12 protein-coding genes are annotated in these 18,231 nt (G+C 63.4%); all 12 read left to right on the top strand.

What is annotated here, in order from left to right:
• Window positions 1-11: 11 nt before the first annotated feature.
• The 12 genes from gluQRS to ACIPZB_RS22550 all read left to right on the top strand — a co-directional run bounded on the left by gluQRS (window position 12) and on the right by ACIPZB_RS22550 (window position 18,102).
• Entirely contained in the window at window positions 12-899 is an 888-nt protein-coding gene (gene gluQRS, locus ACIPZB_RS22605) for a tRNA glutamyl-Q(34) synthetase GluQRS (RefSeq protein ID WP_400642750.1), read from the top strand.
• Between the two features lie 231 nt (window positions 900-1,130).
• Window positions 1,131-1,307: a hypothetical protein gene (locus ACIPZB_RS22600; protein ID WP_003250005.1), complete on the top strand. Its 177-nt coding sequence runs from the start codon at window positions 1,131-1,133 to the stop codon at window positions 1,305-1,307.
• Window positions 1,291-4,266 (top strand): sensor histidine kinase, encoded by a 2,976-nt coding sequence (locus ACIPZB_RS22595; protein WP_008092311.1) that lies wholly within the window; start codon window positions 1,291-1,293, stop codon window positions 4,264-4,266. The genes ACIPZB_RS22600 and ACIPZB_RS22595 overlap by 17 nt, the downstream gene beginning before the upstream one ends.
• 4 nt (window positions 4,267-4,270) lie before the next feature.
• Complete coding sequence (locus ACIPZB_RS22590; protein WP_400642749.1) at window positions 4,271-5,716, top strand: sigma-54-dependent transcriptional regulator; 1,446 nt, start codon at window positions 4,271-4,273, stop codon at window positions 5,714-5,716.
• A 789-nt stretch (window positions 5,717-6,505) separates the two neighbouring features.
• Window positions 6,506-7,894: a polynucleotide adenylyltransferase PcnB gene (locus tag ACIPZB_RS22585; RefSeq protein ID WP_400642748.1), complete on the top strand. Its 1,389-nt coding sequence runs from the start codon at window positions 6,506-6,508 to the stop codon at window positions 7,892-7,894.
• The gene (gene folK, locus ACIPZB_RS22580) at window positions 7,891-8,370 is read left to right on the top strand and encodes a 2-amino-4-hydroxy-6-hydroxymethyldihydropteridine diphosphokinase (RefSeq protein WP_008092316.1); all 480 of its coding nucleotides are present in this window, start codon (window positions 7,891-7,893) and stop codon (window positions 8,368-8,370) included. The genes ACIPZB_RS22585 and folK overlap by 4 nt, the downstream gene beginning before the upstream one ends.
• Before the next feature lie 251 nt (window positions 8,371-8,621).
• Window positions 8,622-9,422: a 3-methyl-2-oxobutanoate hydroxymethyltransferase gene (gene panB, locus ACIPZB_RS22575; protein WP_400642746.1), complete on the top strand. Its 801-nt coding sequence runs from the start codon at window positions 8,622-8,624 to the stop codon at window positions 9,420-9,422.
• Window positions 9,419-10,282, top strand: a complete 864-nt coding sequence (panC, locus tag ACIPZB_RS22570) for a pantoate--beta-alanine ligase (RefSeq protein WP_400642744.1) — start codon at window positions 9,419-9,421, stop codon at window positions 10,280-10,282. Before panB ends, panC begins: the two co-directional genes overlap by 4 nt.
• A 252-nt stretch (window positions 10,283-10,534) precedes the next feature.
• Window positions 10,535-12,199, top strand: a complete 1,665-nt coding sequence (gene pgi, locus ACIPZB_RS22565) for a glucose-6-phosphate isomerase (protein WP_400642742.1) — start codon at window positions 10,535-10,537, stop codon at window positions 12,197-12,199.
• Between the two features lie 46 nt (window positions 12,200-12,245).
• Window positions 12,246-14,180, top strand: a complete 1,935-nt coding sequence (acs, locus tag ACIPZB_RS22560) for an acetate--CoA ligase (protein WP_400642740.1) — start codon at window positions 12,246-12,248, stop codon at window positions 14,178-14,180.
• A 42-nt stretch (window positions 14,181-14,222) separates the two neighbouring features.
• Window positions 14,223-15,092, top strand: a complete 870-nt coding sequence (locus tag ACIPZB_RS22555; RefSeq protein WP_400642738.1) for an oxygenase MpaB family protein — start codon at window positions 14,223-14,225, stop codon at window positions 15,090-15,092.
• Window positions 15,093-15,168: 76 nt separating this feature from the next.
• Window positions 15,169-18,102, top strand: a complete 2,934-nt coding sequence (locus ACIPZB_RS22550) for a DUF748 domain-containing protein (RefSeq protein ID WP_400642737.1) — start codon at window positions 15,169-15,171, stop codon at window positions 18,100-18,102.
• Window positions 18,103-18,231: the final 129 nt, after the last annotated feature.

Here is an 18,231-nt window from a genome sequence, read left to right as displayed (position 1 = left end):
CAGCACGGCCCATGAACGACTCTTCCTACATCGGGCGCTTCGCCCCAACCCCCAGCGGTTTCCTGCACTTCGGTTCGCTGGTCGCCGCCCTCGCCTCCTGGCTGGATGCCCGCGCCGTCAATGGCCGCTGGCTGCTGCGCATGGAAGACACCGACCCGCCACGGGAAATGCCCGGCGCCCGTGACGCGATCCTGCAAACGCTCGACCGCTATGGGCTGGAGTGGGATGGCGAGGTGGTGTACCAGAGCCAGCGTCACGAAGCCTACGCGGCGGTGGTCGACCGCCTGTTCAACATGGGCCTGGCCTATGCCTGTACCTGCTCGCGCAAGCAGCTGGAAGGCCATGACGGCATCTACCCGGGTTTTTGCCGTAACGCCGGGCATGCTCGCGAAGGTGCTGCGATCCGCCTGCGGGTGCCGGAGCTGATCTACCGCTTCAAGGACCGGGTGCAGGGTGACTTCCAGCAGCACTTGGGCCGCGAGGTGGGGGATTTCATCATTCAGCGCCGGGACGGGCTGTATGCCTACCAACTGGCGGTGGTGCTGGACGATGCCTGGCAGGGTGTGACCGATATCGTGCGCGGCGCCGACCTGCTCGACAACACGCCACGCCAGCTGTACCTGCAAGAGCTGCTGGGCTTCTCGCAGCCGCGTTACCTGCACATTCCGCTGATCGTGCAACCGGATGGCCACAAGCTGGGCAAGTCATACCGCTCGCCGCCGCTCGAGGCTGGCCAGGCGACGCCGTTGTTGTTGCGGGCGCTGCGCGCTTTGGGGCAGGAAACCGAACCTGAACTGTTGATCGCGACACCGGCCGAAGTGCTTGAGGTGGCGCGGCAACGGTGGCGGCCGGAGGCGATCGTGCAGCGAACTACGGTGCCAGAGGCCGATTTGCACTGAGGTTTCACTGGCCCTATCGCCGGCAAGCCGGCTCCCACAGGTAGTGGGCAGGCGGAGTACCTGTGGGAGCCGGCTTGCCGGCGATAGAGCCAGAACTGGCAGCCCACCTGAAATTCAAAAGCCCAATAATTTCAAACCCTTGGCGAACACTACCGATTCCCGCTAGCATCGCCCCAGCCATTTGCGCCAATAATAAGTCCAAGCCCGCAGCGCCCAACCATCGAGGCCAGCATGTACATCTATCGTTTGGTCCTGCTTCTGGTCGTGGGGATCTACCTGTTCTCCCCGGCCATCATGGACTGGTGGATCGAACCGACCGGTGCCTGGTACCGCCCTTACCTGCTCTGGCTGATCCTGATCGTCGTCACCTTCATCCTGCAGAGCCAACGAGATGCCGATGAGCTTTAGCCTGACCCAGATGATCCTGATCAGCGCCGCGTACCTGATGGTACTGTTCGGCGTGGCCTGGATCAGCGAGCGCGGGCTGATTCCCCGTTCGATCATTCGCCACCCGCTGACCTACACCCTGTCGCTCGGCGTATATGCCAGTGCCTGGGCCTTCTATGGCTCGGTGGGCCTGGCCTATCAATACGGCTACGGCTTCCTCGCCTGCTACCTGGGGGTGTCCGGCGCCTTCCTGCTGGCGCCGGTGCTGCTGTATCCGATCCTCAAGATCACCCGCACCTACCAGCTCTCATCGCTGGCCGACCTGCTGGCCTTCCGCTTCCGCAGCACCTGGGCTGGTGCGCTGACCACGGTCATCATGCTGATCGGCGTGCTGCCCTTGCTGGCCCTGCAGATCCAGGCGGTCGCCGACTCGATCAGCATCCTCACCGGCGAGCCGGTCAAGGCGCGGGTGGCGTTCGCCTTCTGTGCCCTGATCATCCTGTTCACCATCTTCTTCGGCTCACGGCACATCGCCACGCGTGAAAAACACGAAGGCCTGGTATTCGCCATCGCCTTCGAATCGGTGATCAAGCTGCTGGCCCTGGGCGGCATCGGCCTGTACGCGCTGTATGGCGTGTTCGGTGGCCCACACGGCCTCGAAGTGTGGCTGCTGCAGAACCAGACCGCCCTGGCGGCACTGCACACCCCGCTGCAGGAGGGCCCTTGGCGCACCCTGCTGCTGGTGTTCTTCGCCTCGGCCATCGTCATGCCGCACATGTACCACATGGCCTTTACCGAGAACCTCAACCCACGCTCGCTGGTCAGCGCCAGCTGGGGCCTGCCCCTGTTCCTGCTGCTGATGAGCCTGGCCGTGCCGCTGGTGCTGTGGGCCGGCCTGCGCCTGGGCGCCACCACCAACCCCGAATACTTCACCCTGGGCCTGGGCATTGCCGCGAACAATGAGGCGCTGGCGCTGCTGGCCTACGTCGGCGGGCTTTCCGCTGCCAGCGGGCTGATCATCGTCACCACCCTGGCGTTGTCAGGCATGGCCCTCAACCACCTGGTGCTGCCGCTGTACCAGCCACCGGCGGAAGGCAACATCTACCGTTGGCTGAAATGGACCCGCCGCGCCCTGATCGTCGCGATCATCACTGCCGGCTTCATGTTCTACCTGACCCAGAACAACCATCAGAGCCTGGCCAACCTGGGCATCGTCGCCTTCGTCGCCACCTTGCAGTTCCTGCCTGGGGTGCTGTCGGTGCTGTACTGGCCGACCGCCAACCGCCGCGGCTTCATTGCCGGCCTGCTGGCGGGCACCCTGGTGTGGATGGTGACCATGCTGCTGCCGCTGCTGGGCAACCTGCAGGGCTTCTACATCCCGCTGCTGGACATGATCTATGTGCTCGACGACACCAGCTGGCACATGGCGGCCATCGCCTCGCTGGCGGCCAACGTGCTGCTGTTCACGCTGATCTCGTTGTTCACCAATGCCAGCACCGAAGAAGTGAGCGCCGCCGAAGCCTGTGCCGTGGACAACGTGCGCCGCCCACAGCGTCGCGAGCTGCATGCGGCCTCGCCGCAGGAGTTCGCCACCCAGTTGGCCAAGCCACTGGGCGCCAAGGCCGCGCAGAAGGAGGTCGAACAGGCCCTGCGTGACCTCTACCTGCCGTTCGACGAACGCCGCCCCTATGCCCTGCGCCGCCTGCGCGACCGCATCGAGGCCAACCTCTCGGGGTTGATGGGGCCGAGCGTGGCCCAGGACATGGTCGAGACGTTCCTGCCGTACAAATCCGGTAACGAGAACTACGTCACCGAAGATATCCACTTCATCGAAAGCCGCCTGGAAGACTATCACTCGCGCCTCACCGGCCTTGCGGCCGAGCTCGACGCCTTGCGCCGCTACCACCGCCAGACCTTGCAGGAACTGCCCATGGGCGTTTGCTCGTTGGCCAAGGACCAGGAAATCCTCATGTGGAACAAGGCCATGGAGGAGCTGACCGGCATCGCCGCCAAGCACGTGGTCGGCTCGCGCCTGGTGACCATCAGTGAACCGTGGCGGGGCCTGTTGCAGGGCTTCATCAATGTGCCCGATGAACACCTGCACAAGCAGCGCCTGGCGCTGGATGGCCAACCGCGTTGGCTGAACCTGCACAAGGCGGCGATCGACGAGCCGCTGGCACCGGGTAACAGCGGGCTGGTGCTGCTGGTCGAAGACCTCACCGAAACCCAGGCCCTGGAAGACAAGCTGGTGCACTCCGAGCGCCTGGCCAGTATCGGCCGCCTGGCGGCTGGCGTGGCCCACGAAATCGGCAACCCGATCACCGGCATCGCGTGCCTTGCGCAGAACCTGCGCGAAGAACGGGAAGGCGACGGCGAGCTCATCGAACTGTCCGGGCAGATCCTCGAACAGACCAAACGGGTATCGCGCATCGTCCAGTCGTTGATGAGCTTCGCCCATGCCGGTGGCAGCCATCAGAACAGCGAAGAGCCCGTTTGCCTGGCCGAGGTGGCGCAGGACGCCATCGGTCTGCTGGCGTTGAACCGGCGCAATTTCGAAGTACAGTTCTTCAACCTCTGCGACCCGGAACACTGGGCCGAGGGGGATCCACAGCGCCTGGCCCAGGTACTGATCAATCTGCTCTCCAACGCCCGCGACGCCTCACCGCCCGGCAGTGCCGTGCGTGTGCGCAGCGAAGCGAACGAGCACACCGTCGACTTGATCGTCGAAGACGAAGGCAGCGGGATTCCGAAGAACATCATGGACCGTCTGTTCGAACCCTTCTTCACCACCAAGGACCCGGGCGAAGGCACTGGACTGGGGCTCGCTCTGGTCTATTCCATCGTGGAAGAGCATTATGGGCAAATCACCATCGACAGCCCGGCCGATATCGAACGGCAACGTGGCACCCGGATCCGCGTGACCCTGCCCCGGCATGTCGTAGCGACGTCCCCAGAAATTCGAGACCGTCGAGAGAATTGAATCAATGCCGCACATTCTGATCGTCGAAGACGAAACCATCATCCGCTCGGCCTTGCGTCGTCTGCTTGAACGGAACCAGTACCAGGTCAGCGAAGCCGGCTCGGTTCAGGAAGCCCAGGAACGCTTCAGCATTGCCACCTTCGACCTGATCGTCAGTGACCTGCGCCTGCCTGGCGCCCCGGGCACCGAGCTGATCAAGCTCGGCCAGGGCACGCCGGTACTGATCATGACCAGCTACGCCAGCCTGCGCTCGGCGGTGGACTCGATGAAGATGGGCGCGGTGGACTACATCGCCAAACCCTTCGACCACGATGAAATGCTCCAGGCCGTGGCACGCATCCTGCGCGACCGACAGAACGCTCCCGCGCCCACCCCGGCCGCCGAACCACGTGCCAATGGCAAGGGTACGCCGGCCGATAAGGCCAGCCCGGCAGCGGCCAATGGCGAGATCGGCATCATCGGTTCTTGCCCGCCGATGCAGGACATGTACAGCAAGATCCGCAAGGTGGCGCCCACCGATTCCAACGTGCTGATCCAGGGTGAGTCCGGCACCGGCAAGGAGCTGGTCGCCCGCGCCCTGCACAACCTGTCGCGGCGGGCCAAGGCACCGATGATCTCGGTGAACTGTGCGGCCATTCCCGAAACCCTGATCGAGTCGGAACTGTTCGGCCACGAGAAAGGTGCGTTCACCGGCGCCAGCGCCGGGCGTGCTGGCCTGGTGGAAGCCGCTGATGGCGGTACGCTGTTCCTCGACGAGATCGGCGAATTGCCGCTGGAGGCCCAGGCGCGCTTGCTGCGCGTGCTGCAGGAAGGCGAAATCCGCCGCGTCGGTTCGGTTCAGTCGCAAAAGGTCGATGTGCGCCTGATCGCCGCGACCCACCGCGACTTGAAGAACCTGGCCAAGGCCGGGCAGTTCCGCGAAGACCTTTACTACCGCCTGCATGTGATTGCCCTGAAGCTGCCTGCCTTGCGCGAGCGCGGCAGCGACGTCAACGAAATCGCCAATGCCTTCCTCGCTCGCCAGAGCGCACGCATCGGCCGCGACGACCTGCACTTCTCGGCAGAAGCCGAACAAGCTATTCGTCACTACAGCTGGCCCGGCAACGTGCGTGAACTGGAAAACGCTGTCGAGCGTGCGGTGATCCTGAGCGAGAGCGCGGAAATTTCCGCCGAACTGTTGGGTATCGACATCGAGTTGAGCGATCTCGAGGACGACGATCTGCTCGACAATGCCATGGTCACAACCGGCGCCAGCGCCAACAGCGCCAGCCATGAGCCGACCGAGGACCTGTCGCTGGAAGATTACTTCCAGCATTTCGTACTCGAACATCAGGATCACATGACCGAGACCGAGCTGGCCCGCAAGCTTGGGGTCAGCCGCAAGTGCCTGTGGGAGCGTCGCCAGCGCTTGGGCATTCCGCGCCGCAAGAGCAACGCCACCAGCGAGTGATCTCGCTGTGGCCTCTCAGGCCTCATCGCCGGCAAGCCGGCTCCCACAGTTAGACCACCCTCTTCCTGTGGGAGCCGGCTTGCCGGCGATGAGGTCGGTGGCCACACCCCACCCCCTCAGTAACACATCAGTTCCCGCAAAAATCTGTTACCCACCCTTCTCGGCGTAACAGTCCCCGAGGCATACGGTAACGAAATTTCGACATTTCTGGCCCGCCTCGCCTCCCTCATTCCGCTCAAACCCTTGATTTCATTGAGTTTCCAAAAGTTGGCACGGCACCTGCTATATGTCTGGTACAAGAACAATAACAAGCACAGCAACTCAGAATAAGAACAAGACGAAACGGCTCACGCACAATAAAAACAAGACGGCGGAGGCGCAGCTAACTGATTCTTTTGGAGAGGATGCGTGTTTGGGGCTTGCCCCACGACCAGGCAGAGAACAACAAAAACTGCACTAAAAAGCAGCGCCTGAACTGGTTGGACCGAAAGGTCAACGTGACATCAGCGGCCAAAGCAATCCGTTTGCTCTTTACCCCCGTATTGGGGGTCGTCCACAAGCTTTGCGTTTTGTGGACAGGGCACTCAACAAAAACAAGAAGCCCAGTAAAAAAACAATAAGAGCACGCAACGACTTCTTGGGGAGCTTAGGCTCCCCTTGTCGTTTCTCCCTTCCAGCAGGCCAACCTGCGACCGCCTACACCATTCCCCGAGTAAATGCTAGAATCCCCGCCCATCATGCGGCCATTCTCCTATTCTTGGCCGAACATTCCTTCACACAGTGCATCCCATGCTGAAGAAGCTGTTCCAGTCTTTCCGCCCTCCCGTACCGGGCCAGCACCACAAGCGCACCACGCCTGAGGTGATTAACAAGAGCCAACATTCGCTGCAGCGCCACCAGTTCAGCCGCCACGCGGTGAACATCGTCGAGCGCCTGCAGAGTGCGGGCTACCAGGCTTACCTGGTCGGTGGCTGTGTCCGCGACCTGATGCTGGGCATCACGCCCAAGGACTTCGACGTCGCCACGAGCGCCACCCCCGAACAGGTTCGCGCCGAATTCCGTAATGCGCGCATCATTGGCCGGCGCTTCAAGTTGGTCCACGTGCATTTCGGCCGTGAGATCATCGAAGTCGCCACCTTCCGCGCCCATCACTCGGAAGACGACCAGGGCGACAGCCACCGTTCGTCGCACAATGCCAGCGGCCGCATCCTGCGGGACAACGTCTACGGCAGCCTGGAAGAAGACGCGCAGCGCCGCGACTTCACCATCAACGCCCTGTACTACGACCCGGTCAGCGAGCGCGTGCTCGATTACGCCAACGGCGTACACGATATCCGCAACCGCTTGTTGCGCCTGATCGGCGACCCGACCCACCGTTACCAGGAAGACCCGGTGCGCATGCTGCGCGCGGTGCGTTTCGCGGCCAAGCTCGACTTTGGTATCGAGAAGCACACCTTCAAGCCGATCCGCGAACTGGCCCCGATGCTGCGCGAGATCCCGCCTGCGCGGTTGTTCGAGGAATGCCTCAAGCTGTTCCTCTCCGGCCAAGGCGCGATCGCCTTCGAAATGCTGGTCGACCTGGAGTTGTTCGAGCCGTTGTTCCCGGCCAGTGCCCATGCCCTGGAAGAACGCCCGACCTACACCCACACCCTGATCAGCCAGGCGCTGAACAACACCGACCTGCGCGTCAAGCAAGGCAAGCCGGTAACACCGGCCTTCCTCTTCGCCGCCTTGCTCTGGCCAGCCCTGCCAAGCCGCGTGCTGCACCTGCAGAACCAAGGCGTGCCACCGATTCCGGCCATGAACGGTGCTGCCCACGACCTGATCGCCGAACAATGCGCGCGCATCGCCATTCCCAAGCGTTTCACGTTGCCGATTCGCGAAATCTGGGACATGCAGGAGCGCCTGCCACGGCGCAGCGGCAAGCGTGCCGACCTGCTGCTGGACAACCCACGTTTCCGCGCCGGTTATGACTTCCTGCTGCTGCGTGAAAGCGCCGGTGAGGAAACCGAAGAGCTCGGCCAGTGGTGGACCGACTACCAGGACGCCAACGACAGCCAGCGCCGCGACATGATCCGCGAGCTGGGCAGCCGTGATGAAGGCTCCGCCGCCGGCCCGCGCAAACGCAAGCGCAGCGGTAGCAAGCGCAAACGCGGCGGTGACGAGGCGTTCGAGTGAACACGCGGGCCTATGTCGGCTTGGGCAGCAACCTGGATGCCCCGGCCGAACAACTGCGCAATGCCCTGCAGGCGCTGGACCAGCTGGACGACACCCGCCTGGCGGCGGCTTCGGCCCTGTACACCAGCGAATCGCTGCTGCCCGGCCAGCCGCGTTATACCAACGCTGTCGCCGCGCTGGATACTTCGCTCGATCCGCTGGCCCTGCTAGACGCCCTGCAGGCCATCGAGCATGGCCAGGGCCGCGTGCGCAAAGAGCGCTGGGGGCCGCGCACGCTGGACCTGGATATCCTGCTGTACGGCGACCAGGTCATCGACGTGCCGCGCCTGCAAGTGCCGCACTACCACATGCACGCCCGCCCCTTCGTGCTGTACCCGCTGGCCGAACTGGTACCGGAAGACTTCCAGCTGGCCGATGGCCGCGCCCTCGCCCAATTGCTCTCAGCCTGCCCGTACGTCGGCCTGGAGCGCCTGTAATACGGGCGCTCGGGCTTGAAGTAACGCCAGTAACACCCTGATAGTAACAATGCGGTAACAGGGTCATTGACTTCCCCCACCTCGCTCACGACTATAGGCGTCCCGTGTGACGCCAAAGTGCCGCACACCCGTATTTAGGCCCGGACGGACCTGTAACCGAACATCACACGCGATGATGTGCCGCTCCGGAAGATGACTACACGCGTTGTTTGCAGTCGTTTTTCACAGCGCCTGAACGAGGATTTTCCTACATGCCTGAAGTAACCCTGACCACCCTGCACGGCCTCAAGGCCAAGGGTGAAAAGATCACCATGCTGACCTGCTACGACGCGACCTTCGCCAAGGTCGCCAGCCAGGCTGGCGTCGAAGTGTTGCTGGTGGGCGACTCCCTGGGAATGGTCCTGCAAGGCCATGACAGCACACTGCCCGTCACCACCGCCGAGATGGCCTACCACACTGCCTGCGTGAAACGCGGCAACGACGGTGCGCTGATCCTCGCCGACCTGCCCTTCATGGCCCATGCCACGCCTGAGCAGGCCTTCGCCAATTGCGCCACCTTGATGCAGGCCGGCGCCCACATGATCAAGCTCGAAGGCGCCGCCTGGCTGGCCGAAACCATTCGCCTGCTGGCCGAACGCGGCGTGCCGGTGTGCGCGCACATGGGCCTGACCCCACAGACGGTCAACGTCCTTGGCGGCTACAAGGTCCAAGGACGCCATGAAGCGCAAGCGCGCCAGATGCGTGCCGATGCCATCGCCCTGGAGCAGGCGGGCGCGGCCATGCTGCTGCTCGAATGCGTGCCCAGCGAACTGGCCGCGGAAATCACCCAGGCGGTGAGCATCCCAGTAATCGGCATCGGCGCCGGCAGCGCCACCGATGGCCAGGTGCTGGTCCTGCACGACATGCTCGGCTTGTCGCTAAGCGGACGGGTGCCGAAATTCGTCAAGAACTTCATGGTTGGTCAGCCCGATATCCAAAGCGCCCTCACCGCCTACGTCACGGCGGTAAAAGAGGTCAGCTTCCCAGGCAGCGAACACGGGTTCAGCGCATGAATACAGTCAAGACCGTCCGCGAACTGCGCGCCGCCATCGCCCGTGCCCGCGGCGAAGGCAAGCGGATCGGCTTCGTGCCGACCATGGGTAACCTGCACAGCGGTCATGCCGCCCTGGTGACCAAGGCCGCCCAGCGTGCCGACTTCGTCGTGGCGAGCATCTTCGTCAACCCGCTGCAATTTGGCGCCAACGAAGACCTGGACAAGTACCCACGCACCCTCGCCGCCGACCAGCAACGCCTACTGGATGCCGGCTGCCACTTGCTGTTCGCACCCACTGTCGAAGAGATGTATCCCGATGGCATGAGCGTGCAGACGCGTGTCAGCGTGCCGAACCTGTCCGAAGGCCTGTGTGGCGCCAGCCGCCCAGGGCATTTCGAGGGTGTGGCCACGGTGGTCAGCAAGCTGTTCAACATGGTGCAGCCCGACCTTGCCGTGTTCGGCGAGAAAGACTACCAGCAGCTAGCCGTGATCCGCGCCATGGTGCGTGACCTGAACATGCCCATCCAGATCATCGGCGAGCCCACCGTGCGCGCCGAGGACGGTTTGGCGCTGTCGTCGCGCAATGGTTACCTCACGCCTGAGCAGCGGACCACGGCCCCTGTGGTGTATCGCACCTTGAAACAGCTCGGCGAGGCCATCGCCCGTGGTCAGGTCGATTTCCCGGCGCTGGTCGAGGAGAGCAAGGCACAGCTGATCGCTGCAGGCCTGCGTCCGGATTATCTGGAAGTACGCCATGCCGTGACCTTGCGCCCGGCCACGTTTGGCGACCGTGACCTGGTGATACTGGCCGCTGCCTACCTGGGTAACACTCGGTTGATCGACAACCTGTACCTGCATCTGGAAGAGAAGACCGCTTAACGGCTTGGGGCTGCTTTGCAGCCCAATCGCCGGCAAGCCGGCTCCCACACAGGTTTGCGCCGTTCTCGAGAACAGTGGTGTACCTGTGGGAGCCGGCTTGCCGGCGATGGGGGCGCCGTGGCGCCCCCCCCCTCTCAAATCCCCCGCGCCCCCCATTCCCTGTGCGTGACCTTTGCCTATAATGATGGCCAGCCTGAACCCGGCATCGACTGCCCTGTCCAAGCCCCACCACGCATCAAGGAATTCTGCTCAATGGCGTATTACCGTACACCCCAAGATGTTACGGCCCTGCCTGCCTGGCAGGCACTCCAGCAACACCGCGACGCCATGCAAGACTTCAGCATGCGTGAAGCGTTCGCCGCCGACGAAAAACGCTTCGAACAGTTCTCCCTGAGCTGTTGCGGCCTGTTCCTCGATTACTCAAAAAACCTGATCACCGACGAAAGCCGCGAGCTGCTGGTCAAGCTGGCCGAAGAAGTCGGCCTGCAGGATGCGATCAAGTCGATGTTCAGCGGCGAGATCATCAACGCCTCAGAAGGCCGCCCGGTCCTGCACACGGCCCTGCGCCGCCCGGTGGGCGACAAGCTCAGCGTCAACGGCGTGAACGTGATGCCGGACGTGCACAAGGTGCTCAACCAGATCACCGAGCTGGTGGGGCGTATTCATGACGGCCTGTGGCGCGGCTACAGCGAAAAGCCGATCACCGACGTGGTCAACATCGGCATCGGCGGCTCGTTCCTCGGCCCCGAACTGGTTTCCGAAGCTCTGCTGCCCTATGCCCAGCGTGGCGTACGCTGCCATTACCTGGCGAACATCGACGGCAGCGAATTCCATGAGCTGTCGGCCAACCTGCGAGCCGAAACCACCCTGTTCATCGTCTCGTCGAAATCGTTCAACACCCTCGAGACCCTGAAGAACGCCATGGCCGCACGCCACTGGTACCTGGCCCAGGGCGGCTCGGAAGCCGAGCTGTATCGCCACTTCATCGCGGTATCGAGCAACAAGGCCGCCGCCATGGCCTTCGGCATCCGCGAAGAAAACATCTTCCCGATGTGGGACTGGGTGGGTGGGCGCTACTCGCTGTGGTCGGCGATCGGCCTGCCGATCGCACTGGCCATCGGCACCGCGAACTTCAAGGAACTGCTGTCGGGTGCCTACACCATGGACCAGCACTTCCAGACCGCGCCGTTCGACAAGAACATGCCGGTGCTGCTGGCCCTGCTGGGCGTCTGGTACGGCAACTTCTGGGGCGCCCGGAGTCACGCGATCCTGCCCTACGACCATTATCTGCGTAACATTACCAAGCACTTGCAACAGCTGGATATGGAGTCCAACGGCAAGAGCGTGCTGCAGGATGGTTCACCCGTGAAGACCGACACCGGCCCTGTGATCTGGGGTGGCGTCGGCTGCAACGGCCAACATGCCTACCACCAGTTGCTGCACCAAGGCACCCAGCTGATTCCGGCGGACTTCATCGTTCCGGTGGTCAGCTTCAACCCGGTCTCCGACCACCATCAGTGGCTGTACGCCAACTGCTTGTCGCAGAGCCAGGCGCTGATGCTCGGCAAGACCCGCGAGGAAGCCGAGACCGAGCTGCGCCAGAAGGGCCTGAACGAAGCCGATATCGAAAAGCTTGCGCCGCACAAGGTGATTCCGGGTAACCGCCCGAGCAACACCCTGGTGGTCGAACGCATCAGCCCCCGCCGTCTGGGCGCACTGGTGGCGATGTATGAGCACAAGGTATTCGTGCAGAGCGTGATCTGGGGTATCAACGCCTTCGACCAGTGGGGCGTGGAGTTGGGCAAGGAGCTGGGCAAGGGTGTCTACCAACGCTTGGTGGGTAGCCTTGAAGACAGCGCCGAAGATGGCTCGACCCAAGGCCTGATCAACTACTTCCGCGGCCGTCACCGCGGTTGATCCTGTAGGCCCCTATCGCCCCCGACAAGCGCAAGGACCACCCGCCATGTTCGATATCCGCAACTACCCCGAGGCCCTGGCCGTCAGCCAGTCCTCCACCCTTTCCCCCGACGACTACCGCCGCCTCTACCGCGAGTCGATCGAAGACCCCGACAAATTCTGGGCCGAGCAAGCCAAGCGCCTGGACTGGATCAAACCCTGGTCCAGCGTGCAGCAATGCGACCTGAAGACCGGCAAAGCCCGCTGGTTCGACGGCGGCCAACTGAATGTCAGCTATAACTGCATCGACCGCCACCTGGCCCAGCGCAGCGAACAGACCGCCCTGCTGTGGGAAGGCGACGACCCCAAGGACGCCAAGGCCATCACCTACCGCGAACTGCACCGCCAGGTGTGCCGCCTGGCCAATGCCCTCAAGGCACGCGGGGTAAAAAAAGGTGACCGGGTATGCATCTACATGCCGATGGTCCCCGAGGCCGCCTATGCCATGCTCGCCTGCACACGCATCGGCGCCATCCACTCGGTGGTGTTCGGCGGCTTCTCCCCGGACGCCCTGCGCGACCGCATTCTCGATGCCGACTGCCGCACCGTGATCACCGCCGATGAGGGCGTGCGTGGCGGCAAGCGCATCCCGCTCAAGCAGAACGTCGACAAGGCCCTGGCCAGTTGCCCTGCGGTCAACAGCGTGCTGGTGGTGCGCCGTACCGGCGGCGAGGTCGCCTGGAGCGAGGGCCGCGACCTCTGGTATCACCAGGCTACCGAGAACGCCGGTGACGAGTGCCCAGTGGAGCCGATGGACGCTGAAGACCCGCTGTTCATCCTCTATACCTCAGGCAGCACCGGCAAGCCCAAGGGCGTGCTGCACACCACCGCTGGCTACCTGCTGCAAGCGACGCTGACCTTCAAGGTGGTATTCGACTACCGCGACGGCGAGGTGTTCTGGTGCACCGCCGACGTCGGCTGGGTCACGGGCCACAGCTACATCGTCTACGGCCCGCTGGCCAATGGTGCGATCTCGCTGATGTTCGAAGGCGTGCCCAACTACCCCGACACGTCGCGCTTCTGGCAGGTGGTGGACAAGCACCAGGTGAACATCTTCTACACCGCGCCCACCGCCCTGCGCGCGCTGATGCGCGAGGGCTCCAAGCCGCTGCAGAGCACCTCGCGCAAGAGCCTGCGCCTGCTCGGCAGCGTCGGCGAACCGATCAACCCCGAGGCTTGGGAGTGGTACTTCGAAGAGGTCGGGCAAAAACGCTGCCCCATCGTCGACACCTGGTGGCAGACCGAGACCGGCGGCATCATGCTCACGCCGCTGCCCGGCGCACAGAACCTCAAGCCCGGCTGTGCCACCCAGCCCATGTTCGGCGTGCAACCGGTGCTGCTGGACGACCAAGGCAAGTTGATCGAAGGTCCAGGGGCCGGCCTGCTGGCGATCAAGGCCAGCTGGCCAGGGCAGATCCGCAGCGTCTATGGTGACCACCAGCGCATGGTCGACACCTATTTCAAACCCCTGCCCGGCTACTACTTCACCGGCGACGGCGCTCGCCGCGACGCTGATGGCGACTACTGGATCACCGGCCGCATCGATGATGTGATCAACGTTTCCGGCCACCGCATTGGCACCGCGGAAGTGGAAAGCGCACTGGTGCTGCATGACAGTGTCGCCGAAGCGGCCGTGGTCGGTTATCCACATGATCTCAAGGGTCAGGGCGTCTATGCCTTCGTTACCCCGATGAACGGTGTTACCCCGGACGATGCGCTCAAGGCCGAGCTACTGGCACTGGTCAGCAAGGAAATCGGCAGCTTCGCCAAGCCTGAGCTGATCCAGTGGGCCCCGGCCTTGCCCAAGACACGCTCGGGCAAGATCATGCGGCGTATACTGCGCAAAATCGCCTGCAACGAGTTGGACAACCTGGGCGATACCTCGACCCTGGCCGATCCGAGCGTGGTCCAGGGGTTGATCGACACACGCCTCAATCAATAGCTGGCGGCCACCGTCCGTGGCCGCCCTGAACCACAGGTCGCCATGGAAGTCTTACGTCGCCGCATCGAAACCCAGGTCATGAGCCTTACCGGGCTGGCCCTCGGCCAGCTCGACCTGGAGTCGCCCAAAGGCGACCCGGGGCTGTTCGGCCCGCACAGCCTCAGCTGGCGAGTGCACGGCGATTTTCCGAGCATGCTGGTCGGAGGCATCAGCGCTTTGCTGCTGCAGTTGCTGCACCCACTCGCCCTGGCCGGTGTATGGGACCATTCCAATTTCCGCGAAGACTTGTTGGGCCGCCTGCGCCGCACCAGCCAGTTCATCTCCGGCACCACCTTCGGCTCGACCCGCGATGCCAACTGGCTGATCGACAAGGTACGCACCATCCACCTGCAGGTCACCGGTACCGCGCCCGATGGCCGGCCCTATGCCGCCAGCGACCCGGACTTGCTGACCTGGGTGCATGTGGCCGAAGTCAGCAGCTTCCTCGCCGCCCATTTGCGTTATCGCGACCCTCTGCTGTCACGCGCCGATCAGGACGCTTACTACGCCGAAATCGCGCTGATCGCCGAGCGCCTTGGCGCGCGTGACGTACCGCGCTCATGCCAGCAGGTCGACGACTACCTGCGACACATGCGTGCACACCTGCACTGCGATCACCGTAGTTTGGAAGTGCTCGACATCCTGCTCCAGGCCCCCGCCCCTAGCCGCCTCGCCCAACCTGTGGGCAAGCTGATGCTGCACGCCGGGATCGATCTGTTGCCGGATTGGGCCCAGGCCATGCTCGGCCTGCAGCACGGGCCGTTGCAGCGGCGCATGATTCGCCTGGGCTTGAAGCGCACGGCGCCCGTGCTGCGCTGGGCGATGCGCGATGGCTCGGCGCATCGGGCCAGGCGGCGCATGGGCATCGAGTGAGGGAATTGGTCGCATCAGCGGAACCGATTTAACGTGCCATACTCCAAGCATTCCTGCTTTGACAGACGATGCACACATGTACAAAGGATTGACTCGCGCCCTCGGCGCCGTGCTGGCTCTCGTGGCCCTCTACAGCTTGCTTGGTTTCCTGATTCTCCCCGGTGTCGGCCTGCGCATCGCCAACCAGCAGTTGGCGCAATACGCCACCGTGCCTTCCAAGCTGGAACGTATCGAATTCAACCCGTTCAGCCTCGAGCTGACCTTGTGGGGCCTGCAGATCGGCGAGCCCGGCAAGGAGCAAGTCGGTTTCGCACGGCTGTACGCCAACCTCGCGCTCGACAGCCTGTGGAAAGGCGCCCTGCACCTGCAGGCCGTGGAGCTCGACAAGCCGCGCAATGAGGTGCTGTTCGCCAAGGACGGCACGCTCAACCTGACCCAGTTGTTCAAGCTGCCTGCCAGCGAGCCGCAAGCCGAGCAGCCGCCCAGTGATCCGTTCCCGCTGCGTATCGGCAGCATCAAACTGAGCGGCGGCTACCTGCACTTTGCCGATCAGCGCCCGAGCGAGCCGATCGAGTTCATCTACGACGACATGAACCTGGAGCTGAAGAACCTCAGCACCCTGCCCGACGACAACGCCGACATGACCCTGGTGGCGCGCGGGCCGAACGGCGGGCGCGTGGACTGGAGCGGCACCTTGAGCCTGGCGCCGATCGCCTCGGAAGGCACCCTGAAGATCACCGATGGCAAGATGAAACTGTTCTGGCCCTATGTGCGCGACGCCGTGCCGCTGGTGCTGGAAGACGGCGTGTTCCACCTCGACACCCATTACAAGCTCAACCTGTCCAAGACCACCGAGCTGCTGCTGGACAACACCTCCATGCGAATCGCGCCGTTCGCCATCAAGGCACCGGATGGCCGCCCACTGGTGCGCCTGGCCAGCCTGGATGTGAGCGAAACCTCCATCGACCTGGGCAAGCAACTGGTCACCGTGGGCAAGGTCCGCAGCGAGAAACTGGAGACTTGGGCCGCCCTCGAACAAGACGGCCAGCTCGACTGGCAGAAGCTGTTCGCCAGCCAACCGGCCAAGGCTACGCCCAAGGAAAAGGCCGAACCGGCCGCTGCCGAGCCTACCCCTGAAGAGCAGGCCGCCAAGGAACCGAGCAAACCGTGGCAGGTACTGCTGCAGGACGTGCAGCTGCGCAATTATCAGGTGCACCTGGCCGACCGCAGCCAGAAGGAGCCAGTAGCGCTGGACGTAGGGCCGTTGAACGTCGACCTGCAGGGCTTCGACAGCCTCAACCAGTCGCCCTTCACCCTCAAGCTCGACACCGGTATCGGCAAGCAGGGCAAACTGCAAGCCGCAGGCCAGGTGAACCTGGCACCGGTGACGGCCAAGCTGGATGTCAGCACCCGCGATATCGACTTGCGCATCGCCCAGGCCTACCTCAGCCCGTTCATTCGCCTGGAGCTGCGCAGCGGCATGCTCGCCAGTGATCTCAAGGTCGACCTCAAGAGCACCGAGCCCTTGGCCTTCACCGTGGCCGGCAAGGCCCAGGTCAACCAGTTGCACACCCTGGACACCATCAAGGACCGCGACTTCGTCAAATGGCAGCAGCTGAATGTCGACGGCCTGTCCTACGTGCACGGCGATGCCGTTTCGATCGACAAGGTGACCCTGCTACAGCCGTATGCCCGCTTCATCATCAACGAAGACCGCACCACCAACGTCGATGACTTGCTGATTCCGCAGCCCGCCGGCGCCTCCTCCGGCAAGACCAAAGCTGCCAGCGCGCCGGCGAGCAAGCCGTTGGGCGTGCGTATTGGCCAGATCAACATCAACGATGGCTCTGCCAATTTTGCCGACCTCACCCTGACCCCCAACTTCGCCACCGCCGTGCAGCAGCTCAATGGCCAGATCGGCACCATCGACAACCGCAAGCCGGCGCCGGCCAAGGTGGACGTCAAGGGCAAGGTCGACCGTTACGCGCCGGTCACCATCAAGGGCGCGTTGAACCCGTTCAACCCGCTGGCCAGCCTGGATATCGCCACCAGCTTCAAGCGCGTCGAACTGACCACGTTGACGCCCTACTCCGGTAAGTTCGCGGGCTTTCGTATCCGCAAGGGCCGTCTGAACCTCGATCTCCACTACAAGATCACCAACGGCCAGCTCCAGGCCGAGAACAAGGTCGTGGTTGAGCAATTGCAACTGGGCGAGAAGGTCGACAGCCCGGATGCAGTGGACCTGCCTATCCGCCTGGCGGTAGCGCTTCTCAAGGACACCGAAGGCAAGATCTCGATCGAACTGCCGGTATCCGGTGACCTCAACAACCCGCAGTTCAGCGTCATGCCGATTGTCTGGCAGACGCTGCGCAACCTGGTGCTTCGCGCGGCCCAGGCGCCGTTCAAGTTCATCGGTGGGCTGATTACCGGTGGTGGCTCGGAAGACCTTGGCAATGTAGCCTTCGCCCCTGGGTCCAGTGAACTGAGCGGCGATGCGAAGTCGGCCCTGGACAAGCTGGCCTCGGCCCTCAAGGAACGCCCTGAGCTGCGCCTGGAGATCGAAGGCACCAGTGCCCAGAGCAGCGATGGCCCGCTGATCGCGCAGCAGCGCCTGGAGCGCGAGTACCAGGCGACCTGGTACAAGATCCTGCAACGCCGTGGCGACAAGGTGCCAGCCAACGCCTCGATGCTGGTGGTCGACGACAGTGACAAGCCGGCGATGCTCGAAGGTATCTACCGTAATCGCCTGAAGCAGCAGCCCCCTGCCGAATGGCAACAGCTCAGTCGTGACGAGCGCACCACCAAGCTACGCGAGGCGGTGATCAAGTCATGGGCGGAAAGTGCGGCCCTGCTGCGCACCTTGGGTCAGGAGCGGGCCAGCAGCATCAAGGATTACCTGGTCGACAAGGGCAAGCTGGAGGATGACCGGGTGTACTTCATCGACACCAGCCTGGGGCAGGCTGAAACGGATGGTCGGGTGATTACCCCGATGCATCTGGATGCCGAGTGACCGCAAACGTCTGCTGCGGCCCTATCGCCGGGGGGCCCGGCGCGCCCCCCCCCCCCCCCCCCCAAAAAAAAAATTTTGTTTAGTTGGGGGGCCCAGTGGCGCCGGAAAACCCCAAAAAACCCCAAAACA

Origin of the sequence: Pseudomonas sp. NPDC089396 (assembly GCF_044749545.1) — a bacterium.
Lineage (GTDB): Bacteria > Pseudomonadota > Gammaproteobacteria > Pseudomonadales > Pseudomonadaceae > Aquipseudomonas.
The sequence above is the reverse complement of the archived record's forward strand: the minus strand, read 5'-3'. Positions and strand labels throughout refer to the sequence as shown.

Bases quoted from the DNA above. Each gene is read 5' to 3' on its own strand.
- panB (WP_400642746.1), top strand. From the start codon at position 8,622: ATGCCTGAAGTAACCCTGACCACCCTGCACGGCCTCAAGGCCAAGGGT.
- acs (WP_400642740.1), top strand. From the start codon at position 12,246: ATGTTCGATATCCGCAACTACCCCGAGGCCCTGGCCGTCAGCCAGTCC.
- ACIPZB_RS22590 (WP_400642749.1), top strand. From the start codon at position 4,271: ATGCCGCACATTCTGATCGTCGAAGACGAAACCATCATCCGCTCGGCC.
- ACIPZB_RS22555 (WP_400642738.1), top strand. From the start codon at position 14,223: ATGGAAGTCTTACGTCGCCGCATCGAAACCCAGGTCATGAGCCTTACC.
- panC (WP_400642744.1), top strand. From the start codon at position 9,419: ATGAATACAGTCAAGACCGTCCGCGAACTGCGCGCCGCCATCGCCCGT.
- ACIPZB_RS22595 (WP_008092311.1), top strand. From the start codon at position 1,291: ATGCCGATGAGCTTTAGCCTGACCCAGATGATCCTGATCAGCGCCGCG.
- ACIPZB_RS22585 (WP_400642748.1), top strand. From the start codon at position 6,506: ATGCTGAAGAAGCTGTTCCAGTCTTTCCGCCCTCCCGTACCGGGCCAG.
- ACIPZB_RS22550 (WP_400642737.1), top strand. From the start codon at position 15,169: ATGTACAAAGGATTGACTCGCGCCCTCGGCGCCGTGCTGGCTCTCGTG.
- pgi (WP_400642742.1), top strand. From the start codon at position 10,535: ATGGCGTATTACCGTACACCCCAAGATGTTACGGCCCTGCCTGCCTGG.
- gluQRS (WP_400642750.1), top strand. From the start codon at position 12: ATGAACGACTCTTCCTACATCGGGCGCTTCGCCCCAACCCCCAGCGGT.
- ACIPZB_RS22600 (WP_003250005.1), top strand. From the start codon at position 1,131: ATGTACATCTATCGTTTGGTCCTGCTTCTGGTCGTGGGGATCTACCTG.